The sequence below is a fragment of the Cupriavidus sp. 05N38 genome (genome assembly GCF_056397345.1).
Window position 1 is genome coordinate 40,012 of sequence record NZ_JBFTNF010000009.1, and the last position, 13,356, is coordinate 53,367.

The window sequence follows — 13,356 nt, forward strand, 5'->3', positions numbered from 1 at the left end:
CGCCACCGAGACGCGAGCGAGCACAACGATGAAAATCCTGATCACGGACTACGATTTCCCGGATGTGGATCTCGAACAGGCGCTCTACCGCGACGCCGGCATCGAGGTCGTCACCGCGCAGTGCCGCAGCGAGCAGGATGTGATCGACGCCGCGGCGGGCTGCCAGGGCCTGCTGGTGCAATACGCGCCGGTCAATGCACGGGTGTTCGCCGCGCGCCCGGAGATCCGCGTGGTGAGCCGCTACGGCGCCGGCTTCGATACGGTGAACACCGCGGACGCGCGCGCGCACGGCATATGGGTCGGCAACTCGCCGGACTATGGCGTGGGCGAGGTGGCCACCCATGCGCTGGCGATGATGCTGTCGCTGCTGCGGCACATTCCCTTCTACGACCGCGACGTCAAGGCCGGCACCTGGCATTTCGGCAGCGCCGGCGAGCTACGGCGGGTCGGCGACATGACGCTGGGCATCCTGGGCCTTGGCCGCATCGGCAAGCGCATGGCGCATATCGGCCGCAACAGCTTTGCCCGCGTGATCGCATGCGACCCCTACCTGATCGACGGCGACTTCCCGCCCTATGTACAGCGCGTGGACCAGGAGACCCTGTTCGCGCAGGCCCACGCCATCTCGCTGCACGTGCCGCTGAACGATGAAACGCGCGGCATGGTGGGCGCCGCGCTGCTCGATCGCATGCAGCCCGGCGGCGTGCTGGTGAATACCGCGCGCGGGCCCGTGGTCGACATCGACGACTTGCTGGCGGCGCTGGACTCGGGCCGGCTCGACGGCGCCGCACTGGATGTGCTGCCGGTCGAACCGGCCGCCGACGCACGCCTGCTGCGCCATCCGCGCGTCGTGCTGTCGCCGCATGCGGCCTTCTACTCGACGGTGGCGGAAAAGGAATTGCGGCGCAAGGCCGCGCAGAACCTGGTCGACTGGGCCGTGCGCGGCCGCCCGACCTATGTGGTGGTGGCAGGCAGCTAGCTGGGCTGCAGGCAGGCCCCGACAAGAGCGGTAACCGGAGACACGAGGCATGGCATCGGTACAGATTCGAGGCGTCGAGAAGGTCTTTGGCGGCACCCAGGTCATCCGCGGCGTGGACATCGACATTCCCGATGGCCAGTTCACCGTGCTGGTCGGGCCGTCCGGATGCGGCAAGTCCACCTTGCTGCGCATGATCGCGGGCCTGGAGGAGATCACGACCGGCGAGATCGCCATCGGGGACCGGGTGGTCAACCAGTTGCCGCCCAAGGAGCGCGACATCGCCATGGTGTTCCAGAACTATGCGCTCTACCCGCATATGACGGTCTACGACAACATGGCCTTCTCGCTCAAGCTGGCCAAGGCGCCGCGCGAGGAGATCAAGCAGAAGGTGGACAAGGCCTGCGCCATCCTCGGCCTGGGCGCGCTGCTGGAGCGCTATCCCCGCCAGCTCTCGGGAGGCCAGCGCCAGCGGGTGGCGATGGGGCGTGCGATCGTGCGCGACCCGCAGGTGTTCCTGTTCGACGAGCCGCTCTCCAACCTCGACGCCAAGCTGCGCGTGCAGATGCGCGCGGAGATCAAGGAGCTGCACCAGCGCCTGCGCACCACCTCGGTCTACGTGACGCACGACCAGATCGAGGCCATGACCATGGCCGACCAGATCGTGGTGATGCGCGACGGCCGCGTGGAGCAGCGCGGCAAGCCGCTTGAGCTCTACGACCGGCCCGACAATCTCTTCGTGGCCGGCTTCATCGGCTCGCCGGCGATGAACTTCGTGCCAGGCACACTGCGCCGCCAGGGCGGCACGGCCACGGTCGAGTTTGCCGACGGCAGCCGCGTGCCCGCTCCCGCGCGCCTGGACAACAGCGCCGGCACCGACGGCCAGCGCGTGATCTACGGCGTGCGTCCGGAGCACCTGGACCTGGGCCCGCCCGGCCAGGGCCTGCCAAGCCGCGTCGCGGTGGTGGAGCCCACCGGTGCCAACACCGAGGTCTACTCGCGCTTCTGCGAGACCGAGTTCATTTCGATCTTCCGCGAGCGCCACAACTTTGCCGCGGGCGACATCCTGCACCTGGTACCCGACCACCAGCACACCCACCTGTTCGATGCCGATTCGGGCCAGGCGCTGTTGCGGTACGACGCGCCGCCGCCGGCGGGCGACCAGGGAAACAGGCATGACCAGCACGGGGCAGAACCCCTGACCACGGAGGAGACAAAGCAATGAGCACGACGACCCGCTTCACCAGACGCGATTTCCTGGCATCCACGGCTGCCGTGGCTGCCACCACGGCGCTGGGCGGACATGCCTTCGCCGCCCCGGCGCCGTTGCAGTACAAGCCGGAAGCCGGCGCCAAGCTGCGCGTACTGCGCTGGAAGCGCTTCGTGCAGGGCGACGAAGACCTGTGGAACGCCAACACGAAGAAATTCACCGAGCTGACCGGCATCGAGGTACGCGTCGACAACGAAGGCTGGGAAGACGTGCGGCCCAAGGCCGCGGTGGCGGCCAGCGTGGGCAGCGGCCCGGACATCATCGTCGGCTGGTTCGACGACCCGCAGCAGTACCCCGACAAGCTGGTCGACCTGTCCGACCTTGCCGGCTACCTGGGCGGCAAGTATGGCGGCTGGTACGACGTGTGCCGCAAGTACGGCACCCATAACGGCAAATGGATCGGCCTGCCGCTGGGCGTGGTCGGCAATGCGCTGGTCTATCGCGAGAGCCACGTCAAGGCTGCCGGCTTCGACACCATTCCCAAGGACACCGCCGGTTTCCTCAAGCTCTGCCAGGGCCTCAAGGCCAAGGGCACGCCCTGCGGCTTCGCGCTCGGCAAGGCGGTCGGCGACGGCAACAACTGGGCGCACTGGCTGCTGTGGTCGCACGGCGGCATGCTGGTCGACACCAAAGGCAAGGTGGTGGTCAATTCGCCCGAGACCTGGGCCGCGCTGGAATACGCCAAGCAGCTCTACGCCACCTTCGTGCCCGGCACGCTGTCATGGCAGGATCCGTCGAACAACAAGGCCTTCCTCGACGGGCAGGTCAGCCTGACCGCCAACGGCATCTCGGTCTACTACGCGGCCAAGAATTCCAAGGAGCCCAAGTTGCAGGAGATGGCGCAGGACATCCAGCATGCGCACTTCCCCATCGGCAACTCCGGCAAACCCACCGAGCTGATGCAGATCACGCAGATGATGCTGTTCAAGTACTCCAAGTACCCGAACGCGGCGAAGGCCTACCTGCAGTTCATGATGGAGCCGGAACAGTACAACCCGTGGATGGAGGCCGCCATCGGCTACGTCAGCCAGCCGCTCAAGGCTTACGAGGCCAATCCGATCTGGACCGTCGACCCCAAGCACACCGTCTATCGCGACTCCGCCGCGCTGATGCTCGACAACGGCCACGCGGGCCCGCTCGGCACCGCCTCGGCGGCATCCATGGCGGACTACATCGTGGTCGACATGGTGGCCGAGGCAGCCAGCGGCTCCAAGACCCCCAAGGAGGCAGCGGCGCGCGCGGCGCAGCGTGCCACGCGCTACTACAAGGCCTAGCGCTCGCCGGCGCTTGCCGCGCGGCATCGCCCGTGGCTAGCTCCCGCCCCCCGCCGCGCGGGGGAGGGAGCGAGGCAGCGTGCAGCTGGGCACGCCGGGCAAGCGGCGGCCACATGAAACCAGGCCCCTGGGACAAGGAGCTCCGATGGAACAAGGCATCGACAAGGCAATTGCCACGCCACGGCGGCCACCGCCGCGCGCACCCATGCTGTCCAGGCTGATGAACCACCGGCATGCGCTCGGCATGCTGTTCATGCTGCCGACCGGGCTGTTGCTGCTGCTCTTCCTGACTTATCCGCTCGGGCTTGGCGTCTGGCTCGGCTTCACCGACACCAAGATCGGCGGCGCCGGCGAATGGATCGGCCTGGCCAACTACGACTACCTGGTTGGCGACTCGCTCACGCAGCTGGCGCTGTTCAACACGATCTTCTACACCGTGGTGGCGAGCGTGCTGAAGTTCGTGCTGGGCCTGTGGCTGGCGCTGCTGCTCAACAAGAACCTGCCGTTCAAGTCCTTTTTCCGCGCCATCGTGCTGCTGCCGTGGATCGTGCCGACGGCGCTGTCCGCGCTGGCCTTCTGGTGGATCTACGATGCCCAGTTCTCCGTCATCAGCTGGACCCTGGTCAAGCTCGGCCTGATCGACCGCTATATCGACTTCCTGGGCGATCCCTGGCTGGCCCGCTTCTCCACCATCGCCGCCAATGTGTGGCGCGGCATTCCCTTCGTCGCCATCTCGCTGCTGGCCGGGCTGCAGACCATCTCGCCCACGCTGTACGAGGCGGCATCGATCGACGGCGTCACACCCTGGCAGCAATTCCGCTATGTCACGCTGCCGCTGCTCACGCCGATCATCGCGGTGGTGATGACCTTCTCGGTGCTGTTTACCTTCACCGATTTCCAGCTGATCTATGTGCTCACGCGCGGCGGCCCGCTCAACGCCACCCACCTGATGGCCACGCTGTCCTTCCAGCGCGCGATCTCGGGCGGCTCGCTGGGCGAAGGCGCGGCGATCGCCACCATGATGGTGCCCYTCCTGCTGGCGGCGATCCTGTTTTCTTACTTCGGCCTGCAACGGCGCGGCTGGCAACAGGGAGGCGACAAATGAAAGCGACCACCGCGCCCGAGCAACAGGGCATGGACTACCTGCAGTCGCTCCCGCGGCGCTGGGTGACGATCTACATCCCGCTGGGCATCTTCGTCTTCGTGCTGCTGTTCCCCTTCTACTGGATGGCCATCACCGCCTTCAAGCCGGACGGCGAACTGCTGATGGGCACCGCCAACCCGTTCCTGGTGATCGCGCCAACCCTGGCGCACTTCAAGAAGCTGCTGTTCAACACGCCGTATCCGGCCTGGCTGCTCAACACCGTGATCGTCTCCACGGTTTCCACCTTCGCCTCGCTGGCGGCCAGCGTGCTGGCCGCCTACGCCATCGAGCGGCTGCGCTTCCAGGGCGCCAAGCAGGTCGGCCTGGCCATCTTCCTGGCCTACCTGATCCCGCCCTCGATCCTGTTCATCCCGCTGGCGTCGATCGTGTTCCAGCTCGGCCTGTTCGATACGCGCTGGGCACTGATCCTGACCTATCCGACCTTCCTGATCCCGTTCTGCACCTGGCTGCTGATGGGCTACTTCCGCTCGATCCCCTATGAGCTGGAAGAATGCGCGCTGATCGACGGCGCCACGCGCTGGGAGATACTGGTCAAGATCATCCTGCCGTTGGCGGTGCCGGGCCTGATCTCGGCCGGCATCTTCGCCTTCACGCTGTCGTGGAACGAGTTCATCTACGCGCTGACCTTCATTTCCTCGTCCGAGGTGAAGACGGTGCCGGTGGGAATCGTCACCGAGCTGATCGAGGGCGATGTCTACCACTGGGGCGCGCTGATGGCGGGCGCCCTGCTGGGTTCGCTGCCGGTGGCGCTGGTGTATTCCTTCTTTGTCGAGTACTACGTGTCGGGCATGACCGGGGCGGTCAAGGAATAGGCGCGGGTGGCAGTGGCAGGCAATGGCAGGCAATGGCACGCAATCGCACCGGGCAGGCTAAAATGCGGCCTGCCCTGCCGCGCACGCCGCGGCGCCATTTGACACCGTTGCCCCCAGGCAACCGCTTCGCCACCCCGCCCGATGAGCAAACCCGCCCGCACGCTTACCTTCAAGTGCACCAAGTGCACCAAGCCCGTCACGCTGTTTCTGCAGAAAACGTCGGCCTGCTCGCATCTCCAGCCCTACCAGGGCTGGTGCAAATGCGGCGAACTGATGCGCCACGCTACCGGAGAGCAGGACGCCGTCCAGGCTTTCGTGGCGACCGGCGAGATCAGCCACCACCATCACCACCATCACTAAGCCACGGTGAGCCAAGGCAGCAGCCCCGCCTTCGCCGGCAATACCTGGCGCCCCGGCGCCAAGGATCCGCTGCGCTTTCTCGGCGGCTATCCGCCGGACGTGCTCGAACAGGTGCGCCAGATGGTGGCAGCCAACCGGCTCGGCGATCACCTGAGCAAGAAATATCCCGAACGCCACGCCATACAGACGGACCGCGCGCTGTACGAATACACCGGTGAGCTGAAGCAGGACTTCCTGCGCAGCGCGCCGCCGCTGCACAAGGTGGCCTTCGACGCCAAGATCGACACGGTGCACCGCGCGCTCGGCCTGCACACCGCGATTTCGCGCGTGCAGGGAGGCAAGCTCAAGGCCAAGAAGGAAATCCGCGTGGCTTCGGTATTCAGGCAAGCGCCGCCGGAGTTCCTGCGCATGATCGTGGTGCACGAGCTCGCGCACCTGAAGGAAAGCGATCACGACAAGGCGTTCTACCGGCTCTGCGAATACATGGAGCCGGCCTACCACCAGCTCGAGTTCGACACGCGGCTGTTCCTGGCATGGCGGGAGCTGGAGCCCGCGCAAGACTAACTAGCCGGCCACGGCCGCTGTCTTGCAGTAGCTTCCCTGCGCCGCCACCCGGTGCCGCATGCACACCTGCACCTCGCCCGCGGGCGCAGCCGCTTCCACCAGCGCGGCAAGACGCGCCAGCACAAGGTCCGCCATCGCGGCCTGCACCGGCGCCATGGCCAGCCCGACAGCGCTGCCGCCACGGCATTCGTCAAGGTACTGCGCAAGGTCGTCGGCGCCGATGGCGGCTATCTCACGCTGACCTGAGACTTTGCGGACGCCGGCCTGGCATGCGCCACAGGCCGACCCAATTAACAAACATGATTTGAAATTGATAGCGATATGACTATGTTTATCAATTTCAGATTGAATTCTATAGTGAGGACAACACCAACCGCGCCATCGCATTCACCGACACGGAGACCTCCGATGAAAACCACCCTCCTCGCCGCCGCGCTGGCCACCGCCGCATTGCTCTCGCTCTCACAGAACGCCACCGCCGCCAAGCAGGCCGATGAACTCGTTCGTCCGCAGCACGTGGCCGAAGCCGCCAGGCAGCCAGCCAACGCCGCCGTGCTGCTGGCCGCGCGCCGCTACGCCACCTTCTGGAACACCGGCGACGAGCGCTACGCCAGGCTCGCGCTCGACCCCGGCTTTACCGACCGCACGCTACCGCCCGGCCGCGAGCAGGGATTGCCGGGGCCGCTGCAGGCGTCGAAGGGATTCCGCACCGCCGTGCCGGACCTGAGCGCGCAGATGGAAGACGTAGTGATCGCCGGCGACCGCGCCGCGGTGCACCTGCGCTTTCGCGGGCATTTCACCGGGCAGTTCGGCAACGCCAAGGGACAAGGCCAGGCAATCGACTTCCAGGCCTTCGACCTGTACCGCGTGGCTGGCGGCAAGATCGTGGAGAACTGGCATCTGGAGGACAACCTCACGCTGCTCAAGCAGATGGGCGTGAACCAGTAGTGGTGACTTCGGGCGGCTACTTCGCCGCCGATACCCGCCACACGACGTTGCCCACATCGTCCGCCACCAGCAACGCGCCGCCCTTGTCGATAGCAACGCCAACGGGCCGTCCTTGCGCATCGCCGTCCTTGGTGAGGAAGCCCGTCAGCACGTCGACCGGCGCGCCGGCCGGCCTGCCGCCGGAGAACGGCACGAAGATCACCTTGTAGCCGCTATGCGGCTTGCGGTTCCACGAACCGTGCTGGCCGACGAACATGCCGTCCCTGAACCGCGCCGGCAGCGTATTGCCGACAGACGAGGCCAGGCCGAGCGATGCCGTGTGCGGGCCGACGGCGTAGTCGGGCGCGATGGCCCTGGCTACCATCTCCGGCCGCGGCGGCTTTACGCGGACGTCTACATGCTGGCCGTAGTAACTGAATGGCCAACCGTAGAACGCGCCGTCCTTCACCGAGGTGATGTAGTCCGGCACCAGGTCGCTGCCGATTTCGTCGCGCTCGTTCACCGAAGTCCATAACGCGCCGCTGACCGGCTCCCACGCCATGCCATTCGGGTTGCGCAGGCCGCTGGCGAAGACGCGGTGCGCGCCGGTCCCGGGATCGACCTCCCAGATGGCGGCGCGCCCCTCCTCCACGTCGATGCCGTTCTCGCCCACATTGCTGTTTGAGCCCACCGTGACATACAGCTTGCTGCCGTCCTTGCCGGCGATGACGTTCTTGGTCCAGTGATGGTTGATCGGGCCAGCCGGAAGGTCCACCACCTTGACGCCGGGCGCGGTGATTTCGGTCTGGCCCTGCTGATAGGGAAAGCGCAGCACCGCGTCGGTATCGGCCACGTAGAAATCGTTGCCGACCAGCACCATGCCGAACGGCGAATTCAGGTCCTTGAGAAAGACCGAGCGCGTATCGGCCACGCCATCGCCATTGGTATCGCGCAGCAGCGTGATGCGGTTGGCGCTGGGCACGCCCGCGCCCGCGCGTTTCATCACCTGCGTCATCACCCAGCCCCTGACGCCCCTCGCGTCATCCGGCTTGGGCGGTGCGTTGGTTTCCGCCACCAGCACATCGCCGTTCGGCAGCACGTAGAGCCAGCGCGGATGATCGAGCTTGTCGGCGAACGCCACCGTGGCCATGCCCTGCGCAGCGACCGGCTTTGCGCCATCCACCCAGCCCCGGGCGGGCGCGATGTTCACGGTGGGCAGCATCGTCTTGTTGGGCGGCGGCAGCTCTGGATTCACGCCCGTGCCGGCCGAAACCGGCAAGGTTGCCGAATCGCCGCAGGCGGCCAGGCAAGCCACCATCAATACGCACAAGGACAAGGCCGGCAAGCGCTGCAAAAGCATGATGGGCTACCCCGCAATGGAAAGACTGAGCGCCCGCGATGCGAAGCCGCAGGCGATAGCGAAACCACGCCGGCCCGTGCGAAAGCCGGGCCGGCGGACGCATCCATATTCACTATAGGGGCAGCGGACTGGCCGTACTGTCAGCCAAACCGCAGGCGCGCGTAGGACAACGACGGCGGCCGCATCATCACCGCGTGCCCCTCACGCGCCACGCCATTCAGTCGCAGGCGTAGCGGAACGCGCCATCCAGGTCCACCGGCAGCACCCGCGTGCGCAGGTGAGCGGCTTTGGAGGAAACGGATTTGAGGGCGGCTTCCGGGCAGCGCTCAAGTGAACTTGCCCCGCCTAAGCTAGCCAGATTGCATGACCAGAAGACAGGCCGCCGGAGCTTGCCCCTATCCGACCAGTTCGCGATGCAATGCCACGTATTCCTGGGCGAGCTTGTGCCGCGGGTCCAGGTAGATCATCGGCCTGGCGTGCTGATGGGATTCGCGGATCTTCACCGACGAGGACAGGCGCGAGCCCAGCACCGGCAAACCTTCGCTCACCAGTTCGTCCACCAGCTGCTGGGGCAGGCTGGCGCGCGGCTGAAACTGATTGATCACGATCCCCTCCACTTCCAGCGCCGCATTATGGTCCTGCTGGATCTCCTTCACGTTGTCCAGCAGCGTGTACAGGGCGCGGCGGGAAAAGTCGTCGCAGTCGAATGGAATCAGGCAGCGCTCGACGGCAATCAGGGCCGAGCGGGTGTAGAAGTTCAGTGCCGGCGGCGTATCGATATAGATTGCATCGTACGTATCCAGCTCGTTCAATGCATCGCGCAGCTTGTAGATCTTGTAGCGCGATTCGAGCTTGCCATGCAGCGCATCGAGATCGGGGTGCGCCGGCATCACGTCGAGATTCTCGAACTGTGTCGAATGCACGAAGGAAGAGAACTCAACCGGCTTGAAGCTGTAGGTCAGGGCGGTCTCGAAGAAATCCGCCACCGTCGGGGTCGCTTCGCCGGCCTGCTTGCCGAGCAGATACTGGCTGGAATTTCCCTGCACATCCAGGTCGATGACCAGGGTGCGCAAGCCTTCGCTGGCACTGATTGCCGCCAGGTTGCACACAATGGTCGACTTCCCAACACCGCCCTTCTGATTGAATACGACGCGCCGCATTTGCCCTCCCCCGTGGAATTCTCCCGACTGAAGGCAAGAGCTTACCGTCAGGCCGCTCGTTGTGCCTGCACTGCAGCATCAAGATTCGACTTGATTGTGGGGCGCGCTTCCGTGGGCGGGCCGGCAGCGTCACTTCGTTGCGGACCAGGACGACTCCAGCAGAATGCCGGAAAGCTTCGGCTGCTTCTGGTGACGACCCATTTTTCACCCGCCCTTCTTTCGTTTGTATTGCCGGCTGGACAGGGCTTTACGGCTGGATTTGATAGATATTACACAAGGTGTTAAATATGGTATCCGTGGTCGTCGGTTGGATTGACATGGATGGTGGGGTCATCAAGAATGACTCATCGCCGAAACAACGGTGATCGGGTTTAGCAGCCTGAAACGTCCAAGGCGGACAGCCGCGCCATGCGGCTATCTTTTCGTCCGCGATGCCCTCGCACGTCCATACCATGGGCGGGCCTGGGTGGGGAGCCTCCGGGCTCGCCGGCATCCTTGGACACCGGTCTGCTAACCCGCCCTGTGCCCGCCCACCCCGTTTAGCAGCGGAAGGCGGGTGAAACCCTGTCCAAGGAGGCTGCAAATGCCTGTTGTTTTCGCTCGTGCTGAGCAAACGCAGATCCAACGCAAATCCTGTTCGCTGCAAGCATTAGTTCGTGAGGAGGGGACTCATGACTGAGCAGGCCGAAACGACGCTAGCACCAATCGGGCATATGCAGCGTGACCTGTTGGCCGAGTTGCACGGCCTTGCACTATGGAAAGAGGATTCTGCAGCAACGCGTATCCACGAGATCGTCAGTCAGTTGATAGCGATCGAGGAGCAAGTACGAGGCAATGTCCTTGAGCAATGCGATCGACTTCTGCAAGTCAGCGCGGCAATACGGTTGATGTTGACGCTCCTGGATCAGGACGATGCGGCATGCGCCGAGCCCTCGGGGTTGCACTGCATGCTCTCGCTGCTAAAGAGTCGACTCGACTCGGCAGTTGATGGCGTGCAGGGGATGTATTGAGGACCAGGTGATGCCTCGGTGATGCCTCAACGGTCAGCCCCTGAAAAAACACCTTGCCCGGCGACCACGCACTTCCTAAGTGAGCGCGAGCCTGCAAAACGAAAACGGCCCCCAATCGCTTGGAGGCCGTTTTCAAATTCTGGTGCCGGCTGCAGGACTCGAACCCGCCACCTGATGATTACAAATCAACTGCTCTACCTGATGAGCTAAGCCGGCATGTTTGGTGCAGACAGCGATTCTACTGCATGCGGCGCGAAATGACGATGCCTTGATGCAGCCTGCGCCGTACTTACTTCACCACCTTCAGCGAAGGCTTCTTGGCGCCGATGCGCGAGACCGGCGGCGGCGTGGGTTCGTCGTCGCCGTTGTGGCCTTCGGTAGTGTCAGCCGTGACCGGGGATTCGCTTTCCACCGTTGACAGCTTGGGTGGCGGGTTGTTCTCGCGTTCCGTGGCGGCCTGGGTGTCGGGCACGCTGCGCTCCACCGGGAAGGCCATGCCCTGGCCGTTCTCGCGGGCGTAGATGGCGAGCACGTTTTCAATGGGTACGTCGATCTTGCGGGAGACGCCGCCGAAGCGCGCGCTGAAGCCGATCCATTCGTTGCCCATGTCCAGGCCGCTGGTGGCGTCGAAGCTGACGTTGAGCACGATTTCGTTGTTCTTGACGAACTCGCGCGGCACGCTGGTGTTGGCGTCGACGAAGACGGCGATGTATGGCGTGAAGCCGTTGTCCGTGCACCACTCGTAGATGGCGCGGATCAGGTAGGGCTTGGTGGAGGTTTCAGGCATTGGGCTTCCAGTGGCGCGGGGCGCGTTCCGGGCGGCCCGAAGCGGTGCGCCTCGGGCCGGGGGGCCGGTTTAGCGGCGCATCACCTTTTCCGACGGGGTGAGCGCTTCGATGTAGGCCGGGCGGCTGAAAATGCGTTCGGCGTACTTCAGCAGCGGCGCGGCGTTCTTCGACAGCTCGATGCCGTAATGATCCAGGCGCCACAGCAGCGGGGCGATGGCGACGTCGAGCATGGAGAACTCTTCGCCGAGCATGTACTTGTTCTTGACGAAGATCGGCGCGAGCTGGGTCAGGCGGTCGCGGATGGAGGCGCGGGCACGCTCGTGGTTCTTCTCGGCGGCCTTGCCCTTTTCGTTTTCGAGGGCGTAGACGTGCGTGAAGAGTTCCTTTTCGAAGTTGAACAGGAACAGGCGGGCGCGGGCGCGCTGCACCGGGTCGGCCGGCATCAGCTGCGGGTGCGGGAAGCGCTCGTCGATGTACTCGTTGATGATGTTCGACTCGTACAGGATGAGGTCGCGCTCGACCAGGATGGGCACCTGACCGTAGGGGTTCATCACCGAAATGTCTTCCGGCTTGTTGAACAGGTCGACGTCACGGATCTCGAAATCCATGCCCTTTTCGAACAGGACGAGGCGGCAACGTTGGGAGAACGGGCAGGTGGTGCCCGAATACAACACCATCATGGTTGGATTCCTTTGAAGCGGGGTCGATTGGCTGGATCGGTATTCTGGCAGAACCGCTATGCAGAAAGCAAATTAGATGATATTAAATCACTTTTGTGCGTGATTTTGGCGGGTAAATGCGCTTTGTATGGCACTTTTGCCATTATCGGCAAGCGATCCATTCAAGCGAAAAGGGCTGGGGCGAACGTCGGTTTCGCGACGCCCGCGCCAGCCCCCTGCCCCTTCGGGGCTTGCGCCCCTCGGGCTTTACTGCCGATTACTTGATGTCCTTCCAGTACGAGGCGTTCAGGCGCCAGGCAAAGACGGTGAACACGCCGAGGAACATCAGCACCCACACGCCGAGGCGCTTGCGCTGGTTCTGGGCGGGCTCGGCCATCCAGTCGAGGAAGCCGACGAGATCGGTCACGGCCTGGTCGTACTCGATCGTGCTCAGCTTGCCCGGGGTGACCTGCTCGAAGCCGGCGAACTTGTGGACCTTCTCGCCGTGCTCTTCGACTTCGGCGAACTTGGCGGCGCGCTGGCCCTGCAGCTCCCACAGTACGTGCGGCATGCCGACGCTCGGGAACACCAGGTTGTTCCAGCCCGTGGCGCGGTTGTCGTCGCGGTAGAAGGTGCGCAGGTAGGTGTAGAGCCAGTCGTCGCCGCGGGCGCGGGCGATCACCGACAGGTCCGGCGGGGCCGCGCCGAAGAAGGTCTTGGCTTCCTTCGGCTGCATGGCGATGGTCATCATGTCGCCGACCTTGTCACCACTGAACAGCAGGTTCTGGCGGATCTGGTCGTCGGTCAGGCCGATGTCCTTGAGGCGGTTGTAACGCATCATGGACGCGCCGTGGCAGTTCAGGCAGTAGTTCACGAACAGCTTGGCGCCGCGCTGCAGCGAGGAGAGATCGCTGGTCTGCACGGGTGCCGGCTCGAGGGGGTAGCCCCCTTCGCTGGCCATGGCGGGCGCGGCGGCAAAGCAGGCGCCGGCCAGCGCGAGAATCGAAAGCAGCTTTTTCATCGTGTGTCCT

General features: G+C 64.6%; 15 protein-coding genes and 1 tRNA gene. 10 read left to right on the forward strand and 6 right to left on the reverse strand.

Annotated features, from left to right (window positions below):
- The first annotated feature begins 28 nt into the window (after positions 1-28).
- The 9 genes from AC1DK4_RS08680 to AC1DK4_RS08720 all read left to right on the forward strand — a co-directional run bounded on the left by AC1DK4_RS08680 (position 29) and on the right by AC1DK4_RS08720 (position 7,369).
- Complete coding sequence (locus AC1DK4_RS08680) at positions 29-979, forward strand: C-terminal binding protein (protein WP_441618091.1); 951 nt, start codon at positions 29-31, stop codon at positions 977-979.
- Positions 980-1,028: 49 nt separating this feature from the next.
- Complete coding sequence (locus AC1DK4_RS08685) at positions 1,029-2,201, forward strand: ABC transporter ATP-binding protein (protein WP_441618089.1); 1,173 nt, start codon at positions 1,029-1,031, stop codon at positions 2,199-2,201.
- On the forward strand, positions 2,198-3,520 hold the full coding sequence (locus tag AC1DK4_RS08690; RefSeq protein WP_441618087.1) for an ABC transporter substrate-binding protein: 1,323 nt from the start codon (positions 2,198-2,200) through the stop codon (positions 3,518-3,520). Before AC1DK4_RS08685 ends, AC1DK4_RS08690 begins: the two co-directional genes overlap by 4 nt.
- A gap of 205 nt (positions 3,521-3,725) precedes the next feature.
- The gene (locus AC1DK4_RS08695) at positions 3,726-4,625 is read left to right on the forward strand and encodes a carbohydrate ABC transporter permease (protein ID WP_477131490.1); all 900 of its coding nucleotides are present in this window, start codon (positions 3,726-3,728) and stop codon (positions 4,623-4,625) included.
- On the forward strand, positions 4,622-5,497 hold the full coding sequence (locus AC1DK4_RS08700) for a carbohydrate ABC transporter permease (RefSeq protein ID WP_441618085.1): 876 nt from the start codon (positions 4,622-4,624) through the stop codon (positions 5,495-5,497). Before AC1DK4_RS08695 ends, AC1DK4_RS08700 begins: the two co-directional genes overlap by 4 nt.
- 141 nt (positions 5,498-5,638) lie before the next feature.
- Positions 5,639-5,857: a hypothetical protein gene (locus AC1DK4_RS08705; protein WP_441618084.1), complete on the forward strand. Its 219-nt coding sequence runs from the start codon at positions 5,639-5,641 to the stop codon at positions 5,855-5,857.
- Between the two features lie 69 nt (positions 5,858-5,926).
- Entirely contained in the window at positions 5,927-6,421 is a 495-nt protein-coding gene (locus tag AC1DK4_RS08710; protein WP_441618176.1) for a M48 metallopeptidase family protein, read from the forward strand.
- A gap of 51 nt (positions 6,422-6,472) precedes the next feature.
- Complete coding sequence (locus AC1DK4_RS08715; RefSeq protein WP_441618082.1) at positions 6,473-6,667, forward strand: hypothetical protein; 195 nt, start codon at positions 6,473-6,475, stop codon at positions 6,665-6,667.
- 162 nt (positions 6,668-6,829) lie between these two features.
- The gene (locus AC1DK4_RS08720) at positions 6,830-7,369 is read left to right on the forward strand and encodes an ester cyclase (protein ID WP_441618081.1); all 540 of its coding nucleotides are present in this window, start codon (positions 6,830-6,832) and stop codon (positions 7,367-7,369) included.
- A 16-nt stretch (positions 7,370-7,385) separates the two neighbouring features.
- Here the strand turns inward: AC1DK4_RS08720 and AC1DK4_RS08725 are convergent, their stop codons facing one another.
- Together AC1DK4_RS08725 and AC1DK4_RS08730 are read right to left on the reverse strand one after the other, a co-directional pair.
- Positions 7,386-8,708, reverse strand: a complete 1,323-nt coding sequence (locus tag AC1DK4_RS08725; RefSeq protein ID WP_441618080.1) for a PQQ-dependent sugar dehydrogenase — start codon at positions 8,706-8,708, stop codon at positions 7,386-7,388.
- A gap of 395 nt (positions 8,709-9,103) precedes the next feature.
- Positions 9,104-9,868, reverse strand: coding sequence for a ParA family protein (locus tag AC1DK4_RS08730; RefSeq protein WP_441649734.1), 765 nt, complete (start codon positions 9,866-9,868; stop codon positions 9,104-9,106).
- Between the two features lie 671 nt (positions 9,869-10,539).
- On the opposite strand from AC1DK4_RS08730, the gene AC1DK4_RS08735 reads away from it, so the two are divergent.
- Entirely contained in the window at positions 10,540-10,878 is a 339-nt protein-coding gene (locus tag AC1DK4_RS08735) for a DUF1484 family protein (RefSeq protein ID WP_441618076.1), read from the forward strand.
- Between the two features lie 140 nt (positions 10,879-11,018).
- Here the strand turns inward: AC1DK4_RS08735 and AC1DK4_RS08740 are convergent.
- From AC1DK4_RS08740 to AC1DK4_RS08755, 4 genes are all read right to left on the reverse strand, one after another.
- A tRNA-Thr gene (locus tag AC1DK4_RS08740) sits at positions 11,019-11,094 on the reverse strand.
- A gap of 73 nt (positions 11,095-11,167) precedes the next feature.
- Positions 11,168-11,665 carry a ClpXP protease specificity-enhancing factor gene (locus tag AC1DK4_RS08745; protein ID WP_441618074.1) on the reverse strand — a complete coding sequence of 166 codons (498 nt, stop codon included), beginning with the start codon at positions 11,663-11,665 and terminating at the stop codon, positions 11,168-11,170.
- A 69-nt stretch (positions 11,666-11,734) separates the two neighbouring features.
- Complete coding sequence (locus AC1DK4_RS08750; RefSeq protein WP_441618072.1) at positions 11,735-12,346, reverse strand: glutathione S-transferase N-terminal domain-containing protein; 612 nt, start codon at positions 12,344-12,346, stop codon at positions 11,735-11,737.
- 256 nt (positions 12,347-12,602) lie between these two features.
- On the reverse strand, positions 12,603-13,346 hold the full coding sequence (locus AC1DK4_RS08755; protein ID WP_441618070.1) for a cytochrome c1: 744 nt from the start codon (positions 13,344-13,346) through the stop codon (positions 12,603-12,605).
- Positions 13,347-13,356: the final 10 nt, after the last annotated feature.